Genomic DNA, 26,826 nt, shown 5'->3' on the forward strand with positions numbered 1-26,826 from the left:
ATGGCCCCCAAGCTGCTCGGACGCTTCCCGCGCTTCCTCGGTGTCGGTGCCCTCGGCTTCCTCGTCGATGGCAGCGTCTTTGCCGCCGCCATCGAGGGGCTGTTGCTCGGCCCGATCACGGCGCGGGTCCTGTCGTTCCTGGCCGCCGCATCGTTCACCTGGGTGCTGAACCGCCGGTTCACCTTCGCCGACCGCGCCTCCAATCGGCCTGTTGCCGAACTTGGACGCTACACGCTCTCGAGCCTCGCGGCCGGCGCCGTCAATCTGGGGGTCTATACGGCCATCGTCCTTATTCTCGGCTCAGCCAAGCCAATTCCCTATCTCGCGCTCGCGGCCGGCGTCGGCGCCGGCCTGATGATCAATTTCGTGCTCTACGACCGCGTCGTCTTTCGCAAGAACGCGGAGAAATAGCCTCACCGCGCCAGCGCCTCCGCCACATCCTCATAAGTCCGCAGGCCCGTGCGCGGCGAGGTCACCAGCACCGCCATATTGCCCGGCGCATGCTCGTTCTTCCACATCTTCTGATGGGCGAGCGGGATCTTGTCCCAGGGGAAGACCTCGGACATACAGGGGTCGACGCGGCGGTCGAGCACAAACTGGTTTGCCGCACTCGCCTGTTTGAGATGGGCGAAATGCGAGCCCTGCACGCGCTTCTGCCGCATCCAGACATAGCGGGCGTCGAAGGTGATGTTGAAGCCCGAGGTGCCGGCGCAGAACACGATCATGCCGCCGCGCTTGGCGACGAGGCACGAGACCGGAAAGGTCGCTTCGCCGGGATGCTCGAAGACGATGTCGACATCCTTCTTGCCCGTGATGTCCCAGATCGCCTTGCCGAACTTGCGGGCCTCCTTGGTCCAGTCGTTGTATTCGGGGCTGTTGACCTTGGGCATCTGGCCCCAGCAGTTGAAATCCTTGCGGTTGATCACGCCCTTGGCGCCGAGGCCGAGCACATAGTCGCGCTTGCTCTCGTCGGAGATCACGCCGATGGCGTTGGCGCCGGACGCCGCACAAAGCTGAACGCCGAAGACGCCGAGGCCGCCCGACGCACCCCAGATCAGCACATTGTCGCCGGGCTTGATGGTGTGGGGAGCGTGGCCAAAGAGCATGCGATAGGCGGTGGCCAGCGTCAGCGTGTAGCAGGCGGCCTCCTCCCAGGCCAAATGCTTCGGCTTCTGCATCAGCTGGCGCGACTGCACCCGGCAGAACTGAGCGAAGGAGCCATCCGGCGTCTCATAACCCCAGATGCGCTGGGACGAGGAGAACATCGGGTCGCCACCATTGCACTCCTCGTCGTCGCCATCATCCTGATTGCAATGGACAATGACCTCGTCGCCGACCTTCCAGCGCTTCACCTTGGTGCCGACAGCCCAGACGATGCCGGAGCAGTCCGAACCCGCGACATGCAGCGAGCCCTTATGGACGTCGAAAGGGGAGATCGGCTGGCCCAGCCCCGCCCAGATGCCGTTATAGTTGACGCCGCCGGCCATCACGAGCAGCAGCACCTCCTCCTCGCCGATCGCCCAGGTCGGGATCACCTCGATCTGGAAGCTCTCGAGCGGCGGGCCGTGGCGCTCGCGCCGGATCGTCCAGGCATACATGTTGGCCGGCACATGGCCGAGCGGCGGCAGTTCGTTCAGTTCGTAGAGATCCTTGAGCGCGGCCTGCGGCTTGGACATCGTCGTCTCCCTGTTCTTGTTCGCCGGCGGCTTATCGCGCGCGCTCGACTGCTCCCTTGGCTAGGCGGGAGATGATGCCGCGTCATGCTGCGCTGCGCCATCCCCCTAAGGAATTATACTGCAGCGCAAAAACAGACGACAATATCACCGGAGCGCACCGCCTGCCGCATGCTAACATCTGCCGATCGCCAACAGGATTCGTCGCGATGCGCGCCTATTTTCTGATGCTCGGCCTGCCCGATATGGCGATGCCGCAAATGCTCGTCCTGATCGCCATCATCGTCACCGCGGCCTTCGCGCTGGCCTGGATTGCCGACGCCATACTCGGCGATGGCTGCTTCGGCGTTTTCTTCAACGCCGTGATCCTGCTCATCGGCGCGATCATCGGCGCGCTGATCTGGAAGCGCCTGGGCTATGCGATCGGCACCAACCCGCAAACCACTGCCGCCATCGTCTCCACCGGCGCGGGCATGGTGCTGCTGCTGATAGGCAGCACGCTGCGCCGCTGGGTGTAGCGTTTTCCAGCGCGCCTCGGAACCGCCGCGTCATCCCGGACAAGCGCGAAAGCCGCGCCGATCCCGGAAAGTTCAACGGCTACGCCTGACGCGCAGACGCCCCCTACCCTCCAACGATTTCGCTGATCTGCACGATGGGCGCGATGTCCGTATAGTTGGCGACGTCCGCGACGATCTCCGCGCGGTGGGGACCGAACGCCTCCTGGAATGTCTCCAGGGTCGGCGAGTAGATGTGGCACGCCGCGACGAACGCCGGCGCGCTTCCAGGTTCGCGACCCGCAAGGCCCTTATCGATCTCGTAGCGCTGGCAGGCATTGCCGAGCCGTTCCTGGATCAGTGGCATGTGGCGAGTGCGGTAGTAGTCGTGATCGAACTTCGAGCCGCCATCGGCAGGATAGTAGACGCTCATCTTGATCATGGTCGGGCTCCTGCCTGAACGCCTCTCCGAGCGTCCGAGGGGCCTGTATAAGCGCATCCAGATTTTGGCTGAAGCGAGTTTGACGAGAGCAAGGTGGTTTTCGCTGTGCTTTTCGAAGCAGGAGGTGACGCCACGGAAGTGCTTGAGTTTGCTGAAGAAGCGTTCGACGAGGTTGCGGTAGCGATAGAGGAAGGCGCTGAACGACGGGCGGCGTTGCGGCTGGGCATCGGCTTGATGTTGGCCCATGCGCCGCGCGCGGCCATCTCGAGGCGCAAGGTATCACCGTCGTAGGCGCCATCGGCGAGCAGCACGTCGCGGCCGCCGAGCGTCGAGCATGCGGTTCCGAGTGAACTGAATGCTCAGGCCGGCCTGTAAGCCGCCAGCATGTAGTTGACGTCTGTGTCGCGCGCGGCCGACCAGCGGTCGGCGAGCGGGTTGTAGACCACGCCAGTGCTCTCGCCGAGATCGAGCCCGCCGGCCTCGATCGCCGCGCCGAGCTCGTCTGGCGTCACGAATTTGTTCCAGTCATGCGTGCCGCGCGGCAGCCAGCGCAGCACATATTCCGCGCCGACGATGGCAAGCGCATAGGATTTCAGCGTGCGGTTCAACGTCGCCATCACCAGGAGGCCGCCGGGCTTCACCGCCTGGCAGCAGGCCGCCACGAAAGCCTCGACATCGGAGACATGCTCGACGACCTCCATCGCCAGCACGATGTCGAAGGTCCGGCCCTCCGCAACCAGCGCCTCGATCGTCTCCTGGCGATAATCGATCGCAAGCCCGCTCTTCCCAGCATGGGCACGGGCCACGGTGACATTGGTCGGCGCCGGATCGAGCCCGGTCACCTGCGCGCCCAGCCGCGCCAGGGGCTCGGAGAGCACGCCACCGCCACAGCCGATATCGACCAGGGTCAACCCGTCCAGCGCCGTCAGCGTCTTGAGATCGCGCGAAAAGCGCGCGCAGGCCAGGTCGCGAACGAAGCCCAATCGCACCGGATTGAACTTGTGCAGCACCGCCATGGGCCCCTTCGGGTCCCACCAGGTCTTGGCGATGGCCTCGAAACGCGCGACCTCGGCAGGATCGATCGTCGAGCCGTCGCGCTGAGCCGTCGCCGCCATGGCTTTATTCCTTCTTGATCAGAAGCCGGTTGCTTCGCATTGACAGTCCGGCCGCCGCCCGTCATCTACACCGGCCTCGCGTAAGGCGCGAGGGTGACCTTTCGTCCCGGTTCGTCCGGGACTGTTGATTTGAGAGCCTCTGGACCGCCATGGCCCGTCTGGTGATGAAATTCGGCGGGACCTCCGTCGCCACTGTCGAGCGCATCAAGAACGCCGCCCGCCATGTGAAACGCGAGTTCGACGCTGGCCATGAGGTCGCGGTCGTGGTCTCGGCGATGTCCGGCAAGACCAATGAATTGGTCGGCTGGTGCAAGGAAGCCTCGGCGCTCTATGACCAAGCCGAATACGATGTCGTCGTCGCCTCGGGCGAGCAGGTGACCTCGGGCCTGATGGCGATCGTGCTGCAGGAACTCGGCCTGCCCGCGCGCTCCTGGCAGGGCTGGCAGATCCCGATCTACGGCTCGGACGCACATGGCTCCTCGCGGATCGAGGCGGTCGAGCCCGCCGGCATCGTCGCGGGCTTCGACCGCAATCGCGAGATCGCGGTCTGCTCCGGCTTCCAGGGCGTGCACGCCCAGAGCAACCGCATCGTCACGCTCGGGCGCGGCGGCTCGGACACCAGCGCGGTCGCGCTTGCCGCCGGGCTCAAGGCCGATCGCTGCGACATCTATACCGATGTCGACGGCGTCTACACCACCGACCCGCGCGTCGTGCCCAAGGCCCGGCGCATGGACAAGGTCTCCTTCGAGGAGATGCTGGAGATGGCCTCGCTCGGCTCCAAGGTGCTGCAGGTGCGCTCGGTCGAGATCGCCATGGTCCAGCGCGTGCCGACCTATGTGCGTTCCTCCTTCGACGACCCCGACAATCCGAAATCTGGTACTCTTATCTGCGACGAGGACGACATCGTGGAACAGCAGATCGTCACCGGCATCGCGTTTTCGCGCGACGAAGCCCAGATCACGCTCCGGCGCGTCGCCGACAAGCCCGGCGTGGCGGCGGCGATCTTCGGCCCGCTCGCCGATGCCAACATCAATGTCGACATGATCATCCAGGTCGTCTCCGACGACCAGGCGACGACCGACATCACCTTCACCGTGCCGACCGCCGATTACGAGCGGGCGAAGACGCTGCTGGAAAGCCGCCACGCCGACATCGCCTATCAATCGCTGCAGGGCGCGACCGACGTGGTCAAAATCTCGGCGATCGGCGTCGGCATGCGCAGCCATGCCGGCGTCGCCGCGCGCGCCTTCCAGGCGCTGGCCGAGAAGGGCATCAACATCCGCGCGATCACGACGTCCGAGATCAAATTCTCGGTGCTGATCGACGCCGCCTATACCGAGCTTGCGGTGCGCACGCTGCACTCGCTCTACGGGCTCGACGCCGCGTAAGGCTTGCAGGCCTTCGCGGTACTCGCGCGAGCAGGTTCTAGAGCGGTTTCCGATCCGATTGGATCGTTCAACAGCTCTAGCTCTTTGTTTTGACGCGTTTTCTTCACGCGAACCGGCGTCCACTTCGCTCGAAAACGCTCTAGCCCACCGCGCCCGCGCCATTCAGATGCAGCGCGAAGCCCGCTGCATCCGACTCGCCCAGCTCCGGCCGCAGCCGCATGCTCGGGACCAGATAGTCGCCGCCATTCTGCCGCCGATAGGGGATCGGCGGGGTGGAGCCGAGCATGCGCATCCGCTCGCGCAGGCGTTCAGCCGTCGCAGCGAACCCGGCCTCGTCGAGACGATCGACCCTGTAGACCACGAAGGGCGGCAGCACGTCGTAGCCCGGATAGTACAGAATGCCGTGATTGATCGGAAACAGCAGGTCGTCGATCGGGCCGTTGATGCCGCGATCCGAATAATGCTCCTCCCAACCGCCGGCGGTCACCAACAGCATGGCGCGCTTTCCCGCGAGGGTGCCCTCGCCATAGCGGTCGCCCCAGCGTGTGTCGCTGTGTTCGCCGACGCCATAGGCAAAGCCATAGGCATAGACCCGGTCGACCCAGCCTTTCATGATCGCCGGCATGGTGAACCACCAGAGCGGGAACTGCAGGATCAGGGCGTCGGCCCAGAGCAGCTTCTCCTGCTCGGCTTTGACGTCAGCGGTCAGCGCATCGCCGGTAAAGGCCTCGCCCGAGGCGGCCGCCGGCTTGAGCCGCGCGTCGGGCGCCAGCGCGGGGAAATCGGCTCGGTCGATCTCGGATTTCCAGCCATCGGCATAGAGATCCGACACCCGCACCTCGTGGCCCTGGGCCTCGAGCTCCTTGATGGCGACGTCGCGCAGCGCACCGTTGAGCGAACGCGGCTCCGGATGAGCGAAGACAAGCAGGATTTTCATGGGCGGTTTTTTAATGGGCGGTTTTTTAATGGGCGGGGTTTTCATGGGCGGGGTTTTCATGGGTCAGCGATCCCGTGGGTTGATTGGCACTCCAACTAGCCAGAGCCCATGCGATCCGTTAGATCGCGATAATGCATAAGATTATGCCATATAATGGATAAATCCGACGTCACACTCGAACGCATGCGCAGCTTCGTCCGCGTCGCCGAGCGCGGCAGCCTGTCGGCGGTCGCGCGCGAGCTCGGGGTCGGGCAGTCGACGATCACGAGGCATCTGCGCGAGCTCGAGGACGCCGTCGGCGTGCCGCTTCTGAGCCGGACCACCCGGCGCGTCACGATGACCGACGAAGGCGGCCGCTATTATGCCGATTGCGTCCAGATCCTGCGCCTGGTCGAGCAGGCCGGCGACGAAGCGCGGGGCACGCGCGGCGCACCAGTCGGCACGATCCGGATCTCTTGCACCGCAGCGTTCGGAGTCTTGCACGCCAGCCGGTTGATCTTCGCGTTCCAGGATCGTTATCCCGAGATCGGGGTCGATCTCAGCCTCACCGACGAACGCGTCGACCTGGTCCGGGAAGGCGTCGATATCGCGCTGCGCCTGGGTCCGCTCAGCGACAGCTCGATGAAGCTCAGGGTTCTCGGCCAGTGTCGGCGCCTGCTGGTGGCGGCGCCGGATTATCTGGCGGCGCGCGGGCGGCCGACCGTCCCGCAGGATCTCTCCGGCCATGAAGGCATCAGGATGTCGAATGTGGCGGGCAGCGACACGCTGACCCTGCAAGGGCTGGACGGCGCGCGCCATGTCGTGCCCCTCATTGGGCGTTTCCGGATCGACCACGGGCTGGCCGCGCGCGAGGCTCTTGCCGCCGGGCGCGGCATCGGCCCGACCCATCAATGGCTGGTCGGTGATCTTCTGGCGGCCGGCCGGCTCGAGGTGATCCTGCCCGACTACACGCTGCCTTTCGTGCCGCTGAGCCTGCTGATCGTCCCCGAGCGCGCGGGCATCGCCCGGGTCCGGCTGCTGGTCGATTTCCTCGCCGAGCAGATCGGCGGCATTCCGGGGATCGAACGGGCACCGCCGTAACGTTAGACGGAACCTCCTCCCGGAGCCCCATGTCCATTTATTGGCGCACCGCAGCTTAAAATACGTGCAGGCAAGCCCCGAGATTCATTAAGACTTTGATGGGATTGTCTTAGCGGGGCAAACGTTCAGGCTGCAGCATTCCTTGGACCGTAATCCGAAGATCGATTCATCGGGAGTGAAGCCTGTCGCCATCAGCGGCACCGCTGTCGAGCGTCTCCTGCTTGCATCCGGCGTCGACGACCAGGCACGCGCGGTCGCCCGCTCCCTGCTGCCGGTCCTGTCGGCCAAGGCCGGCGCTGCCTGCCACGCCTATTGCGACCATCTCGAGCGCTCGGTCGCCGACATGAAGCCCCATGTCGCCCAGCACCGGCAGGCGGTCGTCCAGGCCGAGGAACAGCATCTCCAGACCTTGTTCGGCGGCGCATTCGGCGAAGATTACGTCGCGTCCCTGAACAAGGCGGCCCTGACCGAGTTCGGCGACGCCCTGGGCATCCGCACGCGGCTGGGTACGACGCTGCGCCTGATCGATCCGCTCTTCAAGGAAATCGGTCGCCGCCGGCGCTTCAGCAGCCGCAAGGCGATCGAGGAATGCGCCGCCCTGACCCGGCTGATCCTCTGCGACGCCATCGCTGCGACCTCCTGTCATCAACGGGCAAGCCGCATCAACCTGACGCAGCGCGAGAACCAGCTTCATCTGGCCGCCTCGTCCTTCCAGAACAACATCGTCCAGCTGTCGGAGAGCCTGAAGACCGCGGCGACCACCTTGAGAAACTACGCCGCGACCAGCCATTACCGCAGCGGCCAGGCGGATCGGGAAGCCACGCTTGCGGAAGATGCCGCGCGCGACTGCACCCAGCGCATCACCAGCACCGTGACGGCGACGAATGATCTGGTGCGCGCGCTCGACCATGTCAGCAGCGAGGCGCAGCAGAGCTTCTCGATCACCGGCCAGGCCGTCGCCGATACGCGCGAGGTCACCTCGTCGATCACCGTGCTGGCGGAGGCCGCCGGCCGCATCGGCTCGATCGTGACCCTGATCCAGCAGATCGCGACCAAGACCAACCTGCTCGCCTTGAACGCCACCATCGAGGCAGCGCGCGCAGGCGAGGCCGGCAAGGGCTTCGCGGTCGTGGCGGGCGAGGTCAAATCGCTGGCGCACCAGACCGCCAGCGCCACCGCCGAGATTTCGACGCAGATCGCGCAAGTGCAGTCGGCGACCGAATCCTGCGTCAGCCATGTGAACTCGATCAGCCTGACCATCGCCCGGCTGGAGGAATCGTCTGCCTCGATCGCCCAGACGGTCCAGCAGCAATCGGCCGCCACCAACGAAATGGCCTTCAATACGCAGGAAGCCGCCACAAGGACGCAGGAAGGCCTGCTCTCGGCCCAGGCCGCGCGGATGTCGATCGGCGACGTCACCAAGATGTCGATCGAGCTCGACAGCGCCGCCGTCCAGGTCGAGGCCTCGGCCGGGATGATCAGCGACCTCGTCACGCATTTCCTCTCGAACCTGCGCGCGGCCTGAGGCTAGAATATTCCCGCGTTTCTCCTGGCGGAAATGCTCTACTTCCTTGTTTTATCGCATTTTCTTCACGCGAACCGGTATCCACTTCGCTCGAAAATGCTCTACCCTCCACGACGCGCCCTTCGCGGAATTCCCATGATCAAGAGCGCCGACGACATCGTCGTCGGCGCAGGTTCGGCCGGCGCGGTGCTGGCCGAGTGCGGCTTTCCTGTTGGCAGGGCGGCGGCTCAGCGCCGCGCCGGCAGATTGATCGTGAGGACGCGGCCGGCGCTGGCGGCCGCGACGGCGGCGGTCAGCGCAACGATGGCGAGAGTCTTGCGGAACATGGGTCTCTCTCGGTTGCTTCGACCGGCGTCAGTTCCGTTCCCCAGGGCGGCCCATGAAAGCGCGGCGAAAGGCTTGAGAAACGCTTGGCTTTTGCTTAAGAAATTCTTGGCTTTCGCTTAAGAAACGCCTCTCACGTTAAGCCGCCTGTCCTTTAGGGAGCGCGCATGTGGTTTTCATTCGACGGCTGCGTGCTCGACGCCAATATACGTGAGCTCAGCCGCGACGGGGTGGCGATCCGGATCGAACCGCAGGTTTTCGATCTCCTGCTCTATCTCCTGCGCAACCGCGCGCGGCTCGTCAGCAAGGACGACCTGATCGATAATATCTGGCAAGGCCGGATCGTCTCGGAATCCTCGCTGACGACGCGGGTCAATGCGGCGCGCAAGGCAGTCGGCGACAGCGGCGAGGAGCAGCGCGTTATCCGCACCGTGCCACGCAAGGGTTTTCGCTTCGTTGCCGAAGTCTCCGAGGACGGCACGGCGATCGTCTCGGATGTGCCGCTGCGCTATGGCGGCTACAGCCGAAGCGACTATGCCTATATCGTCGGCCGTTATTTCTGCCATCGCCGCTCGTTCCTGACGGGCCGGAACATCACGCGCTCGCTGCTCGACATCCGCTGGAACGACGCCGTCCAGGCGCTCTCCTTCGTCGAGCAGGTGCGCTATGTCTCCGATGCCGGCGTCGAGCAGGTCGTCCGGGCCGAGGGCGAGATCTACATGCATCTCGACCGGGCGCTGATGACGCTGCTCGCGATCGACGAGGGCGAAGTCCGCGTCACCATGCTGAACGTGCCGGAGCGGCGTTCCACTCCCGGCTCGCGGCGCCTGCGCGGCGTGCTGCTGACGCATGGCTATCCAAAATCCTTCTACCAGCCGGTGGTGAGTGCGGTGACGATCGAGCTGGTGCCGGCCGAAGGCGAGGAGGGAGCCGAACAGCGCACCGGAACGATCGAGCCGAGCGATCCTGATTTCGCCCGCCTCGACCGCGACATCAGGCAGGCCGAGGAGAATGCGGTCGTGATGACGCCGCTGCTCGCGCGGATGCCGGCATGAGCGCTGCCGGATCAATCGCCCCCGACTACGACTACATCATCGTCGGCGCAGGTTCGGCCGGCGCGGTATTGGCCGCGCGGCTGAGCGAGAATCCGGCGGTCCGCGTGCTGCTGCTCGAGGCGGGGCGCGATTTCCGCACGGCGGAGACGCCGGAGCATATCCGCATCCCCAATCCGATGCGGGCGATCGCCGACGACGACTATCGCTGGCCGCAACTGATGGCGCGCCGGACGCAGCGGCAGGAGCCCAAGCTGCTCTGGCGCGGGCGGGCTGTCGGCGGCTCATCGACCATCAACGGGCAGATCGCCATTCGCGGCGTGCCGGATGATTTCGAGCGCTGGGCGGCGCAAGGCTGCGCCAGTTGGGGTTGGGCCGATGTCCTGCCCTATTTCAACCGGCTCGAAACCGATGTGAATTTCGGCGACGCGCCCTGGCATGGCGATAGCGGGCCGATCCCGGTCTATCGCGCGCCCGAGGCGCAATGGGGCCGGGTCGACCGGGCTCTGAAGGAAGCGGCGCTCGCCTGCGGCTATGGCTGGTGCGAGGACCACAACGCGCCAGAAGGCACGGGCGCCTCGCCCTACGCGATCAACAGCAGCAACGGCATCCGCGTCTCGACCAATGACGGCTATCTGGAGCCGGCGCGCGGGCGCGCCAATCTGACCATCATCGGCAACGCCCTGGTCTCCAAGCTCAAGGTCGAGGGCAACCGGCCGCATGTCGGCGGCGTCGAGGTCCGCGTCAACGGCCAGAGCTTTTCGCCGCGCGCCACCCGCGAGGTCATCCTTTGTGCGGGGGCGATCCATTCGCCCGCCATCCTGCAGCGCTCCGGCATCGGCCCGGCCGCGCTCTCGGCTTCGCTCGGCATCCCCGTCATCGCCGATTTGCCGGTCGGCGAGAACCTGCTCGACCATCCGATCATGCCGCTGTTCCTGCGCCTCAGGGAGACGGCGATGGTCGACACGCCGATGCACCGCCACACCAATTGCTGCCTGCGCTACGGCTCGGGCCTCGGCGGCGCGGGCGAGAACGACATGATCGTGATCGCCGGCAACCTCGCCTCCTTCGGCGGCGGCGACCTCACGCTCGGCCGGCTCGCCGTCTCCGTCTACCAGGCCTTCAGCCAGGGCCGCGTCCGCATCACCACGACGGATCCGGGCATCGACCCGCAAGTGGATGAGCGCATGCTGTCCGACGAGCGCGACCTGATCCGCATGCGCGACGGCGTGCGCCGGGCCGAGGCGCTGGCCGCGACGGAGGCGGTGAGGACGATCGCCTCGCGCGTCGAATACGGGCTGTCGGGACGCTCGATCGATGAGCCCTTCGATGCGGCCGAGCTCGACGCCTGGCTGTTCGAGGAATGCGGCGACGCGCAGCACGCCAGCGGCACCTGCCGGATGGGCGCGGCGAGCGATTCCCGCAGCGTCGTCGATCCGCATTGCCGCGTGATCGGCTGCACGGGCCTGCGGGTGATCGACGCATCGATCATGCCGGAGGTGGTGCGCGCCAACACGCATCTGAGCACGGTGATGATCGCCGAGAAGATGGCAGCCGAGATCGGCGGCGCTGGAATCTGAAATCCGGCCTTGCGCCGATCGTCGCGTTGACCTCCCCCTCCGGCCTCACGATGATGCCGGCCATGACGACCGGCCCAGCCTCCACCACCCTGGAATTCGACCCCGCCCGGCTCGACGCCTTCCTGCGCTCCGCCCTGCCCGACCGTGTCGGGGGTGCGATGGCGCTGGAGCGGATCAGCGGCGGCCAGTCGAACCCGACCTTCTTCCTGTCCTATCCGGATGCCGGCACGCGGCTGGTGCTGCGCAAGAAGCCGCCTGGCCCGCTGCTGCCCTCGGCCCATGCGGTCGAGCGTGAATACCGCATCCTCAAGGCGCTGGCGGGCTCGGCCGTGCCGGTGCCGCCGGTGCTGTTGCTGCATGAGCAGGATGATGTCGTCGGCACGCCCTTCTATCTGATGGAGCGACTGGAGGGGCGCGTCTTCCACGACACCGCCTTGCCCGGCGTTTCCACCGATGATCGCCGCGCCCTATATTTCGCCATGGCCGAGACGCTGGCCGCCCTGCATCGCTTCGACTGGCAGGCGGCCGGCCTCGCCGATTTCGGCAAGCCTGGGAATTACTATGCCCGCCAGCTCAGGCGCTGGGGCGGGCAATGGCGCGAGACCAAGACACAGCCCATTCCGGCCATCGACCGCGCCATAGACTGGCTGAGCGAGCATCTCGACGAGAGCGCGGAGACGACGATCGTCCATGGCGATTTCCGGCTCGGCAATCTGATGTTCGCGCCCGACGAGCCGCGCATCGTCGCCGTGCTGGACTGGGAGCTCGCGACGCTTGGGCACCCGCTCTCGGACGTCGCCTTCTCCTGCCTGCCCTGGCATTCGACGCCGGCGATGTATGCCGGCATTGTCGGGCTCGACCGCGCGGCGCTCGGCATCCCGACGCAGGCCGAATATCTTGAGCGTTATTGCGCCGCCGCCCGGCGCACCAGCGGGCCCGGGCGCTTCCACCTCGCCTTCTCGCTGTTTCGCTTCGCCGTCATTCTCGACGGTATCGCGGCGCGTGCGAAATCGGGCAATGCGGCGGCGGAGAATGCGGTCGCGGTCGGCGCGATGGCGGAGAGCTTCGCGCTGCGGGCTGAAGCCGTGATCGACGACAAAAGCTGAAAGAGGACCGCCATGGATTTCGCCTATTCCGACAAGGTCGAGGCCCTGCGGGCAAAGCTTCAGGATTTCATGGACGCCCATGTCCAGCCGGCCGATGCCGCCTGGAAGCATGAGGTCGAGGCCGGGCGCTATCCGATCGCGCTGATCGACGGCTTGAAGGCCAAGGCCAAAGCGGCCGGCCTGTGGAACCTGTTCCTGCCCGCCTTAAAGGCGGACGAGCCCGGCACAAGGCTGAGCAATCTCGAATATGCGCCGCTCGCCGAGATCATGGGGCGGATCTACTGGTCTTCGGAGGTGTTCAACTGCAACGCCCCCGACACCGGGAACATGGAAATCCTGCACATGTTCGCAACGGCCGAGCAGCGACAGCGCTGGCTCGTGCCACTGATGAATGGCGAGATCCGCTCCTGCGTCGGCATCACCGAACCCGGCGTCGCCTCGTCGGACCCGACCAATCTGCAGACCACGATCATCCGCGATGGCGACGACTACGTCATCACCGGCCGGAAATGGTGGACGACCGGGGCGCTGCATCCCAACGTCAAATTCTGCATCGTGATGGGGCTCTCGGATACGCGCCCCGAGGCCGATCCGCATAAGCGCCATTCGATGGTGATCGTGCCGATGGATGCGCCCGGCCTCACCGTGATGCGCAACCTGCCGCTGCTGAACCATTTTTCGCCGGAAGGGCATACCGAGACCGATTTTACCCAAGTCCGCGTGCCTGCCGCCAATATCCTGGGCGAGGAAGGCGCGGGCTTCGCGCTGGCGCAGGCGCGGCTCGGACCCGGCCGCATCCACCATTGCATGCGCTCGATCGGCCAATGCGAGGTCGCGCTCGAACTGATGATCGAGCGCGCGCTGCAGCGGAAGGCCTTCAGCCGCCAGCTCGCCGACTACGCCAATGTCCAGGACTGGATCGCGGAAGGGCGCATGGAGATCGACCAGGCCCGGCTGCTCTGCCTGCGCGCCGCCTGGATGATGGACACTCACGGCAACAAGGCCGCGCGCGTCGAGGTCTCCGCCATCAAGGTCGCCGCGACCCGGCTCCAGACCAAGATCGCCGACCGCGCCATGCAGGTCTTTGGCGCGGGCGGGCTCTCCAACGACACGCCGCTCGCCTTCATCTACTCCTGGGGCCGGGCGCTGCGCTTCATCGACGGCCCCGACGAGGTGCATCTGCGCACCATCGCCCGCGCCGAGATTAAGAAGCGCCAGGGCGCCAACCGCTCGACCTTCGCCGAGCAAGGGGTCAAGGCGCCCTATCAGAAGCCGGCCGCCGAATAGCCCCGTAGAGCAGGGCGAGGCTTGCGCCGCTCGGCGCTTTGTCTTATATTTCTGTCATGACAGAAATCACAGACGCGAGAGAAGAACTCCCCGAACCGCTCGAGGCCTTCATCCTGCAATGGGGCGATCTCGGTGGACAGTGGGGCGTCAACCGCTCGATCAGCCAGATCCATGCCTTCCTCTATCTGGCTGAGCGGCCGCTGACTGCCGAGGACATCGCCGAGAGCCTCGACATGGCCCGTTCCAACGTCTCCAACTCGATCAAGGAATTGCTGGGCTGGAACCTGATCCGGCGCGTGCCGATGCGGCAGGACAGGCGCGACCATTTCGAAGCCGAGACCAATGTCTGGGAGATCGCGGCGCGCATCGCGGCTGGCCGCAAGCAGCGCGAGATCGACCCGGCACTGACGGCGCTGCGCAGCTGCGTCGAGAAGGCGGACCATGACCCCAAGGTCACCCCTGTCGCGCGGCAACGCCTGCACGACATGCTGGAGTTCACCGCCGCGCTCGACCGCTGGTACGGCCAGATGCTGTCGATCCCGCAGGGCAAGCGCGACATGCTGATCCGGCTGGGATCGAAGATCGCCTCCTTCCTCCCCGGAGGAAAAGGCTGAAACCGGCGGGTTTGGAGCGTTTTCGAGCGAAGCGGTCACCGGTTCGCTGAAGACAACGCGTTGAAACGAAGAGCTGGAGCAAGCCACGATGTCGGCTCATGCACATAGGCAGTTGGAAGAGCCTGGGCAGACACAAGAGCCCGCCGGGCATGCCACGACGCCCGCCCTCGCCGATCTGCGCTTCCGCGCCCTGCTGGGCACCCGGTCATGGAACGACCTTCCCGCCGACGTCCAGCGTCGCTTCTGCAAGCGCCTGAGCGGCAACGCTGCTGCAACCTATGTCGGGCGGATCACCGAGCTGCGCATGAACCGGGCCGGCCGCATCCTGTCCCAAGTGCTGCGCCTGATCGGCGCGCCCTTGCCGATCTGCTTGGATACGGACGTCGCCAGTGTCGTCACCGTGACCGAGGATGCCACGACCGGCGGGCAGATCTGGACGCGGCTCTACGCCAAGCAGGCCGGCTTTCCGCAGGTCATCCATTCCGCCAAGCGCTTCTCGGGTCCGACCGGGCTGGAGGAGTATATCGGCTTCGGCATCGCGATGGCGCTGACGCTCCATGTCGAGGGCGGGACGCTGCTGTTCCGCAGCGCCGGCTACAACCTCCAGCTCGGCCGCTTCCGACTGCCCTTGCCCGCCTGGCTCTCGCCCGGCGCGCTGACGGTCAGCCATGCCGAGACCGGCCCCGGCGCCTTCGCCTTCACGCTGCATCTCGCTCACCCGCTCTTCGGCGAATTGCTTGATCAGACCGGGCATTACCGGGACCAGCATTGATGAGCCGGCCTTCCGGGAACACCCCGCCGATCTGGCTCTATGACGGCGTCTGCGTGCTCTGCTCGGGCGGCGTGCGCTACGCTTTGCAGCATGAGCGCGACCAGGCGATGCGCTTCGTCGCGATCCAGTCGCGCGAAGGGCGTGAATTGGCGCTGGCCCACGGCATCGACCCGGACGATCCGGAAAGCTTCCTGTTCATCGAGAACGGCGCCGCCTTGCCGAAATCCGACGGTGTGCTCGCTTTGATCAGGCATCTCGGCGGGCCGGCGCGCCTGCTGCTGGCGGGGCAATACCTGCCGCGCGCCCTGCGCGACGGGCTCTATGACCGCGTCGCGCGCAACCGCTATCGCCTGTTCGGCCGGAAGACATCCTGCGAGATGCCCGACCCGGCCCAGCGCCATCGCTTCAGCCTGCCCGAGGTACCATGACGACCAAATGCGTGCTCCTGATCGGCGGAACCGGCGTCTTCGGGCGGCGGCTGGCCCAGCATATCGCCGGCCTGGACGGGCTCGACCTCACCCTGACCTCGCGCAGCCAAGCCAAGGCGCGCGCGCTCGCCGACAGCATCGCGACCAATGCTACGACGACGATCCGGGGCATCGGCCTCGACCACCGGCGCGATCTCGACGCGGCTTTGGCGACACTCTCGCCCTGGCTGGTCATCGACGCCTCCGGGCAGTTCCAGGGAGCGAGTTATGACGTTCCGCGCGCCGCACTGACGGCCGGCGCCCATGTCGTCGATCTCGCCGATGCACGCGACTACATCCTCGGTTACGGCCCGGCGCTGGACGGCCTCGCCTGCGAGCGCGGGCTCGTCGCATTGGCGGGCGCGAGCTCGACGCCGGCCTTGTCCTGCGCTGCCGTGGCAGCGCTGACCGAAGGCTGGCGGCGCATCGACACGCTCGACATTACAATCACGCCCGGCGGGCGCAGCGAGGTCGGCGAGGCGGTCATCGCCGCGATCCTGAGCTATGCCGGCAGGCCGATCCCGATCTGGCGCGAAGGCGAGCTCCAGGAGGCGCATGGCTGGATCGACGGGCGGCGCGTCGTGATGCCGGGTCTCGGTTCGCGGCGGGTGGCGGCTGTCGAGACCGTCGATGCGCAATGGCTGGGCCTGAGGCTGGCTGTGCGCTCGCGCGTCGCCTTCCAGGCCGGCCTCGAATCGCCGATCGAGCAGTTCGGCATCGGCATGCTTGCACGCTTGCGCAGAGCCGGCTGGCTTGGAGAACTGAAGCCATTGATCCCCGCCTTGCTGGTGGGGCGCAAGCTGACGCGGCTGCCGACCTCCGATCGTGGCGGCATGCTGGCCGAGGCGACGGGGCTCGATGCGAACGGCGAATTGCGGACGGCGCGCTGGTCGCTATTGGCCGAGCGAGGCGACGGGCCGCATGTCCCGACGCTGCCCGCTGCCGCCGCATTGCGCGCCTTGCTCGCAGGGCAGATCGCGCCCGGAGCGCGGCCGGCGGCAGGCGCGCTGACGCTCGCCGCCATCGAGGCCGAAATGACGCCTTATGCGATCAGCACGCATGGCGAGACGACACCCCATCGCGCGGCGGTTTTCGAGGCCGCCCTCGGCGAGACAGCCTTCGCGGCGCTGGCCGCGCCCCTCCAGGCCTTGCATGGCAAGAACGGCCCGCCGGTCTGGCATGGCCGTTCCGAGATCGAGACCGGCACCGGCTTCATCGCCCGGTTGCTACGCAAGATCATCGGCCTGCCGCCGGCCGGCCATGACATCCCGCTCACCTTCTCCATCGAGCGCATCGCCTCCCCCTCCGGCCCTGCCGAGATCTGGACGCGGAATTTCGGCGGGGCGCGGTTCTCATCGCGGCTCTCGACGCATGCCGGGGGCGAACTCTGGGAGGCGTTCGGGCCGCTCTCCTTCAGGCTCGGCCCTGCCGTTCGCGATGGTGGTCTAGAACTTCCGGTCACGACGATGCGTTGCCTGGGCCTGCCCCTGCCCTCATTCCTGCAGCCGAAGTCGGAAGCGCGGGAATATGCCGACACTGAGGGGCGCTTCCACTTCGACGTGAAGCTGACGCTGCCCTTCATCGGGCTGCTGACGCACTACAAGGGCTGGCTGCGGCCCGCTAGAGGCGATTTAGACTCTGACGACGGACGGATTGAGCGTCTTGAGGGCGCTTGACGAAGCTGGACACAGCCCGCATGCTTAGCCAGCGCCAGAAATCAAGACTCGCCTCTTAGAGTAATCGCCCGCGCCAATTGCCAAAAGCTTCAGTTTCTCGCTCAGGAGCCGCGACATGCCAAAGAAATTACCCGCTGCGGCTTATATACTTATCGCGATGGCGCTGGGTATTATTGTTGGCTACATGATCTTCTCCAATTTTCCCGACAGGAAGAGTGCATCGGAGATTGCTGGCTATATCTCGATCATGTCGGATGTATTCCTGCGGCTGATCAAGATGCTGATCGCACCGCTGGTGTTTTCGACCCTGGTCGTCGGCATCGCGCATATGGGCGATGCAGCATCTGTCGGACGGGTGTTCGGCAAGGCGCTCGGGTGGTTCGTCACGGCATCGCTGGTTTCCTTGGTGCTGGGCCTTATTCTGGCCAATCTGCTGCAGCCCGGACATAATTTGGGTCTGCCGCTGCCTGACATTGGCGCATCGGCCAATCTTGCGACCTCGAAGTTTACCCTGAAAGATTTCGTGGCACATCTCGTGCCGAAGTCGTTCGCGGAGGCGATGGCGAACAACGAGATCCTCCAAATCGTTGTGTTTTCGATGTTCTTTGGCGTCGCGCTTGCCGCTCTGGGTGAGAAGGGCAAGCTGATCGTCGAAGGCATCGACCAGCTTGCGCATGTCATGCTCAAGATCACGGGCTACGTGATGAAGCTGGCACCACTCGCTGTATTCGCTGCAATGGCCGCAACGGTCGCCGTCAACGGCCTCGAGATCCTTCTGAAATTTGCGGTGTTCATGGGTGATTTCTATCTGGGACTGTTTGTCCTGTGGGGCGCACTGATTCTAGCTGGTTATGTGTTCCTTGGCCCGAGAGTGCTCAAGCTACTGGTGTTGATCAAGGAAGCCTTCATGCTGTCCTTTGCGACAGCCAGCTCCGAGGCTGCCTATCCCAAAATCCTCGACGCTCTCGACCGTTTTGGCGTGAAACGGAAGATCTCGAGCTTTGTCATGCCGATGGGATACTCGTTCAATCTCGACGGCTCGATGATGTACTGCACCTTTGCCACTCTGTTCATCGCGCAAGCCTACAATATCCCGCTGACATTGGGCACACAGATCACGATGTTGTTGATCTTGATGTTGACCTCGAAGGGTATGGCCGGGGTGCCCCGTGCATCACTCGTGGTGATCGCAGCGACGCTCAATCAGTTCAACATCCCCGAAGCCGGATTGCTGCTGATCCTTGGCGTCGATACCTTCCTCGACATGGGTCGTTCAGCGACCAACGCGGTCGGAAATTCGATCGCGACCGCGGTCGTCGCCAAGTGGGAAGGAGAGCTGCTGCCGGAGGACGAGGCCGACGCATTTGCTCACTCGCTCGACGCGGCGCTACCCGCTGCGGTGCCCGCGTGAGACACCGTGATCACGTTTCCGCATGCGCTGCCGAGATTTGGGCAGCTGCGATTGCCATGATCACGAGATCTCTCGCGGCTCTCGCATTGGTTTGGCTTGCGCTCGCACCGGGCCAAGCCCTGGCGCAGAGTGAGCCGGCGACGGCCCTGACGGGCGTTCTCAAATCGGCGCGTGATTCAGGTTTTGTGACGATCGGCTACCGCGAGAGCTCGATTCCGTTTTCCTATCTGTCGGCTGGCAAGGAGCCGGTCGGCTACTCCATCGAGATATGCCGGGCGCTGGTGGAAGCGATCGGTCGCGAGGTTGATCGCGATCTCGGCCTGAAATTTGTGCCGGTGACGTCCGAGACCCGGATCGAGGCTGTCGTCGCCGGCAAAATCGACCTCGAATGCGGATCGACGACAAGCAATATCGAGCGGCAAAAGGTGGTGAGCTTCTCGCCCACCATGTTCGTCTCCGGCACCAAGCTGATGGTGAAGGTCAATTCGCCGGTGCGCTCGTACCGCGATCTGAAGGACAAGACCGTGGTGGTGACGGCTGGAACCACCAACGAAAAAGCGATGCGCGATCTGTCCGAAAAGTTCAAACTGGACATAAAACTGCTCGTCGCGCCGGAACACGGCCAATCATTCGCCGAGATCGTCAGCGGCAAGGCGGAGGCGTTCGCGCTCGATGATGTGCTGCTTTATGGCCTGATTGCCCAGAACAAGGCGAAGAACGCTTTTACTGTGCTGGGCGACTTCCTGTCTTACGACCCTTACGGCATCATGTTCCGCAAGGGCGATGCGCCGCTGGCCAAAGTCGTTGCCGAAGCCTTTCACCAGTTGGCGGAGGATGGCGATCTCGACCGCCTTTACAAGCGTTGGTTCCTGCAACGGCTTCCAGGCGGTGACAGCATCGATCTACCGATGAGCCCGCAGTTGAACACAATTTTTCGGTCGCTCGCACTCAAGCCGGAGTGATCAATCACGTCGCTGACGCGTGCGGGACAGTTCATTGCCGAGCTTGGAGTCTTGGACATTCCTGCCCTCACCCTAAGGAGCCGCGAAGGATGGTTCGGAAGGGCGCTGGAGCCCTGTCCACACAGCTCGAGGCGTCATTGCGAGCGCAGCGAAGCAATCCAGGGGGCGTAGAGCGAGCACTCCTGGATTGCTTCGTCGCTCACGCTCCTCGCAATGACGAGGTGGGCGGCCCATGCCACAGCCGCACGAACCACAGCCCTCATCCTGAGGGCTGGAGTTTAGGATGGGGCTGGTGTTTCCGAACGGGCTTCCCAAGGCCCCGACCTCATCGTCAATTCGCGTCGTTGAACTTTTGGTACCAGCGCTGCGCCTGGGCCTTATCCTTGGCGACGCCCTCTCCGACATTGTACATGTCGCCGAGCGCATTCATTGCGGTCGGAAAGCCCTGCTCCGCCGCCTTTCGCCGGCTCCGACCGCGGCGCCGAGCGCGCCGCCGCCATGGCGACGCTGATCACCACGGCGAAACTCAACGACGTCGACCCGCAGGCCTGGCTTGCCGACGTGCTCGCCCGCATCGCGGGGTCACCTCAGGGTCGGCTCGCGGAACTGCTACCGCGGAACTGGCAAATGGGTCGTGCCGAGCATCGCGAAGCCGCCTGATCAAACAGGTCGCCAGCCGCACCTCGGCGCCGTCAGCATGTGGTCCTCGCCGTATGCTTACGTTCCGGATGCAAATAGCGTAAAAGCTGTGTCGCGGGTTTCGGGATTTCGCGAAAACTGAAGGTAATCCACATGGAGCAATTGCCAGAAATAGGGTTGGCGTTCGTTGCGTTTGCGCTTGGAATGTTTAGCCCTGGTCCGAATATACTTTCTGTTGTTGGCACGTCGATGGCCGTTAGCCGCAAAGCGGGCATCGCACTGGCGCTCGGTATCTCTGCGGGATCGTTTCTCTGGGCTTCCATGACCGCGATCGGGCTGACGGCATTGGTCGCTGCCTACGCTTCAGTGCTGACGGTCATCAAGATCGTCGGCGGTCTTTATCTTCTCTGGTTAGCGTTCAAAGCCTTCCGCTCAGCCGCTTCGACAAAACCGATGATGGAACCGGCCGGGTTGGCGGCTAGGAGCCTTCGCACATATTTCCTGCGCGGCCTGACAGTCCAGATGACCAATCCCAAGGCGGCATTGACGTGGATCGCAATAATGTCGCTCGGCCTCGCGCACTCTGCGCCAGCATCAACCGCGCTCGCGATCGTAGCCGGAACCACGATCCTCTCGGTTGTCGGGCACATCGCCTACGCCGTCGCCTTTTCCACCAAGAGCGTTGTGGCCGCATATGACCGCGCTCGCAGATGGATCGACGCGGGGTTAGGGGTGTTCTTTACCTTTGCCGGGATCAAGTTGCTTACAAGCCGGACCTGATCTGTCGCAAAAACCCTGCAGACCGTGTCAAAAGTCTGCCGATAGCTAAATAGCAATTGGCCTGAGATCATCTCGCGGATTTTCGACAGTGCCGGTTCTGATCGGCGCTACGAGCTTGCTTTGGTCGTTCTGCAAGCCTTTTGGCGGGAATATACATATTGTAGGACAGTGGCATCTCTCACGCCCTGACAGCTGCGATCAGGCCGGGGACGCCAACGAGGGTGATGGCTCTGCGAATGTTATAGGCGAGCGCCGTCAAGACTGAATTCGCCGCGGACGCTTTCCAACCGCCGCATCGGGAAGGCGCTCTGATACATCCACTGCTTGATCGTGCCAAACGTCAGAATGCCCTTCGGCAAGGCGGCCTACGCCGGACGCTTACGGGATGTCAAACGATCGGAAACCCTTGATGTCGCTCGGTTCATTTCAGATCAGGCTCCGAGGAGCCGGAAAGCGGCGTCTCGAAGGAGGGTCGGAGTTTAGGATGGGGCTGGTGTTTCCAGACGGGCTGTAAGGCCCCGACCTCATCGTCAATTCGCGTCGTTGAACTTTTGGTACCAGCGCTGCGCCTCGGCCTCGTCCTTGGCGACGCCTTCTCCGACATTGTACATGTCGCCGAGCGCATTCATTGCGGTCGGAAAGCCCTGCTCCGCCGCCTTGCGGTACCAAAGAAGCGCCTGGGCCTTGTCCTGGCGGGTGCCGTTTCCGCTTCGGTACATATCGCCGATATAGGATTGGGCCCGGGCATATCCGCGCTGCGCTGATAGGCGATACCATCTGAACGCCTCGGCCCGATCTGGCGTAACCCCAGATCCTTGCAGATAGAGATCGCCGATATGGGCCGGGGCGGCATTGTCACCCTTGTCGGACTGGGCGCGCCATAATCTCAGCGCGGTAACATAGTCGTCGCGCTGATAAGCATCCCATGCTTCATCAGCATGGGAGCTTGCCGCCGTGCACAAGAACAGTCCGATTGTCAAAACAACAATAGACAACCGCATCTCTGTTCCCGCGCTATTCGAAGCAATCTCGATGCAGGCCCTTAGGGTAGCATCGAAACAGCCCTATTCCATCACCCAACATCCGGTTCCATTGAGTGATCTACCGGAGACCGGGCCACAATTTCCCGTCCCCGATAGGATCTCACTCCGCCGGAGCCGGATGGGCGTGCGCAGTGGCCTCGCCCAGCTTCTTCTTCCGCGTGAACAGCCAGTCGAGCCCGTTCGAGAGCCGCTCCATGTAGAGGAACAGCACGGGTGTGATGAACAGCGTCAGCACCTGCGAGATCATCAATCCGCCGACCACGGCGATGCCGAGCGGCTGGCGCAGCTCGGCGCTGGCGCCGGCGCCGAGCGCAATCGGCAGCGTGCCCATCAATGCCGCGAGCGTCGTCATCAGGATCGGCCGGAACCGCATCACGCAGGCCTGGTGGATCGCTTCCTTCGGCGTCTTGCCCTCGCGTTTCAGCACGAGCGCGACGTCGATCATCATGATCGCGTTCTTCTTGACGATGCCGATCAGCATCAGAAGCCCGATGATGGCGATGACCGAGAGATCGAGCCCAAAGAGCCTGAGCGCGCCCAACGCGCCGATCGCGGCCGAAGGTAGCCCGGTCAGGATCGTCAGCGGGTGGATGAAGCTCTCATAGAGGATGCCGAGCACGATATAGATCGTCAGGATCGCGCCCGCGATCAGCAGGCCTTGGTTGGCGAGCGAGATCCTGGAAGGTCTTGGCCGTGCCGGCCAATGTCGTCGAGAGCGATTTCGGCAGGTTGATCTCGGCTTTCAGCGCCTCGATCTTGGTGACGCTGTCGCCGAGCGCGACGCCCGCCGGCAGGTTGTAGGAAATCGTCACGGCCGGAAGCTGGCCGAGCTGGTTAACGGTGAGCAGGCCTGTCGTGCGCTCGACACGCGCAAAGGCGCTGAGCGGCACCAGATTGCCATTGCTGGCGCGGATGCGGATCTGGTCGAGCTTGTCGGCCGACCAGCCGCCCTTGGGATCGAACTCGACGATGACCTGATAGCTGTCGCCGGTGGTGTAGATGGTCGAGACCTGGCGCACGCCGAAGCCGGAATAGAGCGTCGAGCGCAGGATATCGGAGCCGATCTTGAGCTGGTTGGCCTTGTCGCGGTCGATCACCAGCGTCGCTTCCGCCGCGCTGTTCTGCAGGTCGGTGGTGACGTCGATGAAGGTACTGGGATCACGCCCCATCGCGTCGGCGAGCTTGAGCGACCATTCGTTCATCAGGCCCTGGTCGAGCCCCTGTACGACGAGCTGGTACTGGCTCTTGGAGGCGCGCGCGCCGATGTTGAGGTTCTGCACCGGCGTCATATAGGCGGTGATGCCGGCGATCGGCGCGAGATCGCGGCGCAGGCCGGCAAGCACCGCCTGCAGCGGCGGCCGCTCATTCTGCGGCTTAAGCTCGACGAAGAGGCGGCCGGCATTGAGAGCCCCGCCATTGCCGCTGCTGCCGCCGACCGTCGAGGCGACATGGGCGACGAAAGGCGAGCGGCTGAACACCTCCGCCACCTGTGCCTGGAGCGCCTGCATGGCCGGGAAGGAGACGTCCTGGCGCGCCTCGGTCGCGACCTGGAGCTGGCCGATATCCTCCTGGGGAAAGAAGCCCTTGGGCGCGGTCTGGAGCAGCCAGACACTGAGAGCAAGCGTGCCGAAGAAGGCCAGCAGCATCACCGGCTGGAAGCGCAGGCACACCGTCAGCGCTCGGTCATAGCCGCGCAGGATGCCGTCGAAGCCGGCCTCGAGCACGCGTCCGAAGGCGTTCTCCTTGTGGTGCTCCGAATAGCCGCTCAGCAGCCGCGAGCACAGCATCGGCGTCAGCGTCAGCGAAACGAAGGCCGAGGCCAGGATCGAGACCGTCACGACCACGGCGAATTCGTTGAAGATGCGGCCGATGACGCCGCCCATCAGCAGAACGGGGATGAAGACCGCGACCAGCGAGAGCGAGATCGAGATGATGGTGAAGCCGATCTCGCCCGCGCCCTTGAGCGCCGCCTCATAGGCCGGGATCCCGTCCTCCTCCATATGCCGGACGATGTTCTCGAGCATGACGATGGCGTCGTCGACGACGAGGCCGACGGAGAGCGTCAGACCGAGCAGCGAGATGTTGTCGATCGAGAAGCCGAAGCCATACATCGCCGCGAGCGTCGCGATGATCGAGATCGGCACCGCCACGGCAGGGATGAAGGTCGCGGCGACACGGCGCAGGAAGGCGAAGATCACCATCACCACGAGGCCGATGGTCAGCAGCAAGGTGAACTGGACATCGTCCACGGCCATGCGGATCGAGACCGAGCGGTCGTTCAGCAGGGACAGCGAAGCCGCGGCCGGCAACTGCTCCGAAAAGGCCGGCAGCATCGCCTTGACCTTGTCGACGACCTCGACGGTGTTGGCGTCGGGCTGGCGCTGCACGGCGAGAACCACCGCAGGCGTGCCGTCATAAGCGCTCGATGTCAGCGAATTCTCGACGGAATCGATGACCTTGGCGACATCGCCCAGGCGCACCGGCTTGCCGTTGCGGGTCGCGATGATGACGTTGGCGAACTGCGCGGCGTCGGCGAGCTGCGTGCGAGCCTGGATGGTGAGCTGCTGGCTGGTGTTCTGCAGCGTACCGACCGGCGTGTTGGCGTTGGTCGCGGTGATCGCCGCCTGCAGGTCGTCGACGCCGATGCCGCGCGCTGCCAGCGCGATCGGGTCGATCTGGATGCGGACTGCGTATTTCTGGCTGCCGAAGATCAGAACCTGCGCGACGCCATCGACCGTCGAGAGCGCCGGCGAGATCACCTGCTGGGCAAACGCGTCGAGCTGGGAGAGCGGCACGACATCGCTCTTCAGCGCCATCAGGATGATCGGCGCATCGGCCGGGTTCACCTTGCGATAGCTCGGCGGCGTCGTCATCTCGAGCGGGAGCTGCTTCTGGGCGCGGGTGATCGCGGCCTGCACGTCGGCGGCGGCTGCGTCGATATTGCGGTTCAGCACGAACTGGATCGCGATCGAGGTCGACCCCTGGGCGTTCGTCGTCGCGATCGAATCGATGCCGGCGATGGTGGCGAACTGCTTGACGAGCGGCGTCGCAACCGAGGTCGCCATGGTGTCGGGCGAGGCGCCGGGCAATTGCGCCGAGACGTTCACGACCGGGAATTCCGCCCGCGGCAAGGCCGCCACCGGCAGGAAGCGATAGGCGAACAGCCCGGCCAGCACGAGCGAGGCCGACATCAGAATCGTCGCCACCGGGTGGCGGATGCAGAAGCCGGAGATGTTCACGACTTGGCTCCCTGCGCGATGGGAGTGCCCTGCGAAGCCGGATCGGCCGGCGCGCTGTCCTTGGCGGCGCGCTCACGAATGCGCACGCCGGTCTTGAGCCGCATCTGGCCGTCGGTGACGACGCGCTCGCCGGGCTCGAGGCCCTCGCTCAGCGCCGTGCGGTCGCCATCGCTCAGCGCGACCTTGATCTGACGCAACTCGGCTGTCTGGTCGGCCTTGGCGACATAGACATAAGCGCCCTTCTGGCCGGTCTGGACGGCGACGGTGGGAACGACCGTCGTGCCCATCAGGGTGTCGGCGGCGATCTCGACATCGACATACTGGCCGGGCCAAAGCGCGAGATCGTCATTGCTGAAGGAGCCCTTGGCCGTGATCGTGCCCGAGGTCATGTCGACAGTGGAATCGACGAAGTTCAGGGTTCCCTGAGCCGGCGGCTTGCCGGAATCGGGCACGCTCGCCGTCACGGGAATGGCGCGGCCGGAGCCGAGAGCCCGCTGCAGCACCGACAGGTCGCGCTCGGGCAAGGTGAAGGTGACCCGCAGCGGCTTCATCTGGGTCAAGGTGACGAGGCCCAGACCGGTGCTGTTGGCGCCAACGAGATTGCCCGGCGTGACCTGCACCGCGCCGGCCCGGCCATCGATCGGCGCCAGGATGCGGGTGTAGCCGAGTTTGAGCTTGTCGGCGTCGAGCGTCGCCTTGTCGGAGAGGATGGTCGCGGCGGCCGAGCGCTCATCGGCCGTCGCCTGGTCGACCGATTGCTGCGTGCCGGCATTCTTGAGCAACAATTGCTGATAGCGCGTCAGATCGGCCTCGGTGCGCTTGTGCACGGCCTGGTCGCGGGCAATCGCCGCCTCGTCCTTCTCGATCTGCGCCTTGAGGTCGCGGTCGTCGAGGGTGAAGAGCAGGTCGCCGGCCTTGACGAACTGGCCGTCGACGACGTGCTGCTCCATGAGCTGGCTGTCGAGCCGCGACTTCACCACGACGCTGGCCGGTGTCTCGACGAAGCCGATGGCGCGCTTGCGCACGGGCATGTTGGCCCGCTCGGCCAGCGCCGTCACCACGGCGACCGGAGCGCCCTCGCCGCTGCGCCCGGCACGGGCCGAACGCGCGCCATCACCGGGATCGACGGCGCCGCGAGACGTCGTGAACCAGGCGCCGGTCGAAACCGCGACCGCGGCCAGGAAAGCAATCGAGAGAAGGGTCTTACGCTGCATCGGTGA

The 26,826-nt window shown here is 64.8% G+C and carries 23 protein-coding genes and 2 pseudogenes; 17 read left to right on the top strand and 8 right to left on the bottom strand.

The window, feature by feature from the left end; translation table 11 throughout:
* Positions 1-411, top strand: coding sequence for a GtrA family protein (locus tag RMR04_RS17825; protein WP_311909671.1), 411 nt, complete (start codon positions 1-3; stop codon positions 409-411).
* A gap of 2 nt (positions 412-413) precedes the next feature.
* Here the strand turns inward: RMR04_RS17825 and ccrA are convergent, their stop codons facing one another.
* On the bottom strand, positions 414-1,676 hold the full coding sequence (ccrA, locus tag RMR04_RS17830; RefSeq protein ID WP_311909672.1) for a crotonyl-CoA carboxylase/reductase: 1,263 nt from the start codon (positions 1,674-1,676) through the stop codon (positions 414-416).
* 206 nt (positions 1,677-1,882) lie between these two features.
* On the opposite strand from ccrA, the gene RMR04_RS17835 reads away from it, so the two are divergent.
* Positions 1,883-2,191: a hypothetical protein gene (locus RMR04_RS17835; protein ID WP_311909673.1), complete on the top strand. Its 309-nt coding sequence runs from the start codon at positions 1,883-1,885 to the stop codon at positions 2,189-2,191.
* A gap of 103 nt (positions 2,192-2,294) precedes the next feature.
* Here the strand turns inward: RMR04_RS17835 and RMR04_RS17840 are convergent, their stop codons facing one another.
* Together RMR04_RS17840 and ubiG are read right to left on the bottom strand one after the other, a co-directional pair.
* Positions 2,295-2,609, bottom strand: coding sequence for an EthD family reductase (locus tag RMR04_RS17840; protein ID WP_311915874.1), 315 nt, complete (start codon positions 2,607-2,609; stop codon positions 2,295-2,297).
* Positions 2,610-2,968: 359 nt separating this feature from the next.
* Positions 2,969-3,724 (bottom strand): bifunctional 2-polyprenyl-6-hydroxyphenol methylase/3-demethylubiquinol 3-O-methyltransferase UbiG, encoded by a 756-nt coding sequence (gene ubiG / locus RMR04_RS17845; RefSeq protein WP_311909674.1) that lies wholly within the window; start codon positions 3,722-3,724, stop codon positions 2,969-2,971.
* A 149-nt stretch (positions 3,725-3,873) separates the two neighbouring features.
* Between ubiG and RMR04_RS17850 the strand changes: the two genes are divergently transcribed.
* Complete coding sequence (locus tag RMR04_RS17850; RefSeq protein ID WP_311909675.1) at positions 3,874-5,112, top strand: aspartate kinase; 1,239 nt, start codon at positions 3,874-3,876, stop codon at positions 5,110-5,112.
* A 139-nt stretch (positions 5,113-5,251) separates the two neighbouring features.
* Here the strand turns inward: RMR04_RS17850 and RMR04_RS17855 are convergent, their stop codons facing one another.
* On the bottom strand, positions 5,252-6,049 hold the full coding sequence (locus RMR04_RS17855; RefSeq protein ID WP_311909676.1) for an NAD(P)H-dependent oxidoreductase: 798 nt from the start codon (positions 6,047-6,049) through the stop codon (positions 5,252-5,254).
* 153 nt (positions 6,050-6,202) lie between these two features.
* Between RMR04_RS17855 and RMR04_RS17860 the strand changes: the two genes are divergently transcribed.
* The 12 genes from RMR04_RS17860 (at position 6,203) to RMR04_RS17915 (ending at position 19,905) form a co-directional block, all read left to right on the top strand.
* A complete protein-coding gene (locus tag RMR04_RS17860; RefSeq protein WP_311909677.1) occupies positions 6,203-7,129 on the top strand; it encodes a LysR family transcriptional regulator in 927 nt (308 codons plus the stop codon).
* A 175-nt stretch (positions 7,130-7,304) separates the two neighbouring features.
* Positions 7,305-8,654: a methyl-accepting chemotaxis protein gene (locus RMR04_RS17865; protein WP_311909678.1), complete on the top strand. Its 1,350-nt coding sequence runs from the start codon at positions 7,305-7,307 to the stop codon at positions 8,652-8,654.
* Positions 8,655-9,145: 491 nt separating this feature from the next.
* The gene (locus tag RMR04_RS17870; RefSeq protein ID WP_311909679.1) at positions 9,146-10,033 is read left to right on the top strand and encodes a winged helix-turn-helix domain-containing protein; all 888 of its coding nucleotides are present in this window, start codon (positions 9,146-9,148) and stop codon (positions 10,031-10,033) included.
* The gene (locus RMR04_RS17875; RefSeq protein ID WP_311909680.1) at positions 10,030-11,610 is read left to right on the top strand and encodes a GMC family oxidoreductase; all 1,581 of its coding nucleotides are present in this window, start codon (positions 10,030-10,032) and stop codon (positions 11,608-11,610) included. Before RMR04_RS17870 ends, RMR04_RS17875 begins: the two co-directional genes overlap by 4 nt.
* Positions 11,611-11,672: 62 nt before the next feature.
* Positions 11,673-12,716 (top strand): phosphotransferase family protein, encoded by a 1,044-nt coding sequence (locus RMR04_RS17880; RefSeq protein WP_311909681.1) that lies wholly within the window; start codon positions 11,673-11,675, stop codon positions 12,714-12,716.
* A gap of 12 nt (positions 12,717-12,728) precedes the next feature.
* On the top strand, positions 12,729-14,003 hold the full coding sequence (locus RMR04_RS17885; RefSeq protein WP_311909682.1) for an acyl-CoA dehydrogenase family protein: 1,275 nt from the start codon (positions 12,729-12,731) through the stop codon (positions 14,001-14,003).
* 56 nt (positions 14,004-14,059) lie between these two features.
* Positions 14,060-14,617, top strand: a complete 558-nt coding sequence (locus tag RMR04_RS17890; protein WP_311909683.1) for a GbsR/MarR family transcriptional regulator — start codon at positions 14,060-14,062, stop codon at positions 14,615-14,617.
* 88 nt (positions 14,618-14,705) lie between these two features.
* The gene (locus tag RMR04_RS17895) at positions 14,706-15,389 is read left to right on the top strand and encodes a DUF4166 domain-containing protein (protein ID WP_311909684.1); all 684 of its coding nucleotides are present in this window, start codon (positions 14,706-14,708) and stop codon (positions 15,387-15,389) included.
* Positions 15,389-15,817, top strand: coding sequence for a thiol-disulfide oxidoreductase DCC family protein (locus RMR04_RS17900; RefSeq protein ID WP_311909685.1), 429 nt, complete (start codon positions 15,389-15,391; stop codon positions 15,815-15,817). Before RMR04_RS17895 ends, RMR04_RS17900 begins: the two co-directional genes overlap by 1 nt.
* Positions 15,814-17,532, top strand: coding sequence for a saccharopine dehydrogenase family protein (locus tag RMR04_RS17905; protein ID WP_311909686.1), 1,719 nt, complete (start codon positions 15,814-15,816; stop codon positions 17,530-17,532). The genes RMR04_RS17900 and RMR04_RS17905 overlap by 4 nt, the downstream gene beginning before the upstream one ends.
* Positions 17,533-17,647: 115 nt before the next feature.
* Positions 17,648-18,943: a dicarboxylate/amino acid:cation symporter gene (locus RMR04_RS17910; RefSeq protein ID WP_311909687.1), complete on the top strand. Its 1,296-nt coding sequence runs from the start codon at positions 17,648-17,650 to the stop codon at positions 18,941-18,943.
* A gap of 56 nt (positions 18,944-18,999) precedes the next feature.
* Positions 19,000-19,905 (top strand): amino acid ABC transporter substrate-binding protein, encoded by a 906-nt coding sequence (locus RMR04_RS17915; protein WP_311909688.1) that lies wholly within the window; start codon positions 19,000-19,002, stop codon positions 19,903-19,905.
* A 331-nt stretch (positions 19,906-20,236) separates the two neighbouring features.
* On the opposite strand, the gene RMR04_RS32125 is transcribed toward RMR04_RS17915, so the two are convergent.
* Positions 20,237-20,335 (bottom strand): SEL1-like repeat protein, encoded by a 99-nt coding sequence (locus RMR04_RS32125; RefSeq protein ID WP_410492132.1) that lies wholly within the window; start codon positions 20,333-20,335, stop codon positions 20,237-20,239.
* A 29-nt stretch (positions 20,336-20,364) separates the two neighbouring features.
* On the opposite strand from RMR04_RS32125, the pseudogene RMR04_RS17920 reads away from it, so the two are divergent.
* Positions 20,365-20,565: pseudogene (locus RMR04_RS17920) on the top strand (transposase domain-containing protein); the annotation flags it as partial.
* A gap of 132 nt (positions 20,566-20,697) precedes the next feature.
* A complete protein-coding gene (locus RMR04_RS17925; protein WP_311909689.1) occupies positions 20,698-21,324 on the top strand; it encodes a LysE family translocator in 627 nt (208 codons plus the stop codon).
* 530 nt (positions 21,325-21,854) lie between these two features.
* On the opposite strand, the gene RMR04_RS17930 is transcribed toward RMR04_RS17925, so the two are convergent.
* From RMR04_RS17930 to RMR04_RS17940, 3 genes and pseudogenes are all read right to left on the bottom strand, one after another.
* The gene (locus RMR04_RS17930) at positions 21,855-22,325 is read right to left on the bottom strand and encodes a tetratricopeptide repeat protein (protein ID WP_311909690.1); all 471 of its coding nucleotides are present in this window, start codon (positions 22,323-22,325) and stop codon (positions 21,855-21,857) included.
* Between the two features lie 142 nt (positions 22,326-22,467).
* A pseudogene (locus tag RMR04_RS17935) lies at positions 22,468-25,558 on the bottom strand (efflux RND transporter permease subunit).
* 44 nt (positions 25,559-25,602) lie between these two features.
* Positions 25,603-26,820: an efflux RND transporter periplasmic adaptor subunit gene (locus RMR04_RS17940; protein ID WP_311909691.1), complete on the bottom strand. Its 1,218-nt coding sequence runs from the start codon at positions 26,818-26,820 to the stop codon at positions 25,603-25,605.
* Positions 26,821-26,826 lie beyond the last annotated feature (6 nt).

The organism is Bosea sp. 685, assembly GCF_031884435.1.
Lineage (GTDB): Bacteria > Pseudomonadota > Alphaproteobacteria > Rhizobiales > Beijerinckiaceae > Allobosea.

What these genes read in the sequence shown, in the direction of transcription:
- RMR04_RS17930 (WP_311909690.1), bottom strand. Translation starts at nt 22,325, where the DNA reads ATGCGGTTGTCTATTGTTGTTTTGACAATCGGACTGTTCTTGTGCACG.
- RMR04_RS17850 (WP_311909675.1), top strand. Translation starts at nt 3,874, where the DNA reads ATGGCCCGTCTGGTGATGAAATTCGGCGGGACCTCCGTCGCCACTGTC.
- RMR04_RS17900 (WP_311909685.1), top strand. Translation starts at nt 15,389, where the DNA reads ATGAGCCGGCCTTCCGGGAACACCCCGCCGATCTGGCTCTATGACGGC.
- RMR04_RS17890 (WP_311909683.1), top strand. Translation starts at nt 14,060, where the DNA reads ATGACAGAAATCACAGACGCGAGAGAAGAACTCCCCGAACCGCTCGAG.
- ccrA (WP_311909672.1), bottom strand. Translation starts at nt 1,676, where the DNA reads ATGTCCAAGCCGCAGGCCGCGCTCAAGGATCTCTACGAACTGAACGAA.
- RMR04_RS17895 (WP_311909684.1), top strand. Translation starts at nt 14,706, where the DNA reads ATGTCGGCTCATGCACATAGGCAGTTGGAAGAGCCTGGGCAGACACAA.
- RMR04_RS17840 (WP_311915874.1), bottom strand. Translation starts at nt 2,609, where the DNA reads ATGATCAAGATGAGCGTCTACTATCCTGCCGATGGCGGCTCGAAGTTC.
- RMR04_RS17855 (WP_311909676.1), bottom strand. Translation starts at nt 6,049, where the DNA reads ATGAAAATCCTGCTTGTCTTCGCTCATCCGGAGCCGCGTTCGCTCAAC.
- RMR04_RS17860 (WP_311909677.1), top strand. Translation starts at nt 6,203, where the DNA reads ATGGATAAATCCGACGTCACACTCGAACGCATGCGCAGCTTCGTCCGC.
- RMR04_RS17875 (WP_311909680.1), top strand. Translation starts at nt 10,030, where the DNA reads ATGAGCGCTGCCGGATCAATCGCCCCCGACTACGACTACATCATCGTC.
- RMR04_RS17870 (WP_311909679.1), top strand. Translation starts at nt 9,146, where the DNA reads ATGTGGTTTTCATTCGACGGCTGCGTGCTCGACGCCAATATACGTGAG.
- RMR04_RS17910 (WP_311909687.1), top strand. Translation starts at nt 17,648, where the DNA reads ATGCCAAAGAAATTACCCGCTGCGGCTTATATACTTATCGCGATGGCG.
- RMR04_RS17885 (WP_311909682.1), top strand. Translation starts at nt 12,729, where the DNA reads ATGGATTTCGCCTATTCCGACAAGGTCGAGGCCCTGCGGGCAAAGCTT.
- ubiG (WP_311909674.1), bottom strand. Translation starts at nt 3,724, where the DNA reads ATGGCGGCGACGGCTCAGCGCGACGGCTCGACGATCGATCCTGCCGAG.
- RMR04_RS17915 (WP_311909688.1), top strand. Translation starts at nt 19,000, where the DNA reads ATGATCACGAGATCTCTCGCGGCTCTCGCATTGGTTTGGCTTGCGCTC.
- RMR04_RS32125 (WP_410492132.1), bottom strand. Translation starts at nt 20,335, where the DNA reads ATGAATGCGCTCGGCGACATGTACAATGTCGGAGAGGGCGTCGCCAAG.
- RMR04_RS17880 (WP_311909681.1), top strand. Translation starts at nt 11,673, where the DNA reads ATGACGACCGGCCCAGCCTCCACCACCCTGGAATTCGACCCCGCCCGG.
- RMR04_RS17835 (WP_311909673.1), top strand. Translation starts at nt 1,883, where the DNA reads ATGCGCGCCTATTTTCTGATGCTCGGCCTGCCCGATATGGCGATGCCG.
- RMR04_RS17905 (WP_311909686.1), top strand. Translation starts at nt 15,814, where the DNA reads ATGACGACCAAATGCGTGCTCCTGATCGGCGGAACCGGCGTCTTCGGG.
- RMR04_RS17925 (WP_311909689.1), top strand. Translation starts at nt 20,698, where the DNA reads ATGGAGCAATTGCCAGAAATAGGGTTGGCGTTCGTTGCGTTTGCGCTT.
- RMR04_RS17940 (WP_311909691.1), bottom strand. Translation starts at nt 26,820, where the DNA reads ATGCAGCGTAAGACCCTTCTCTCGATTGCTTTCCTGGCCGCGGTCGCG.
- RMR04_RS17825 (WP_311909671.1), top strand. Translation starts at nt 1, where the DNA reads ATGGCCCCCAAGCTGCTCGGACGCTTCCCGCGCTTCCTCGGTGTCGGT.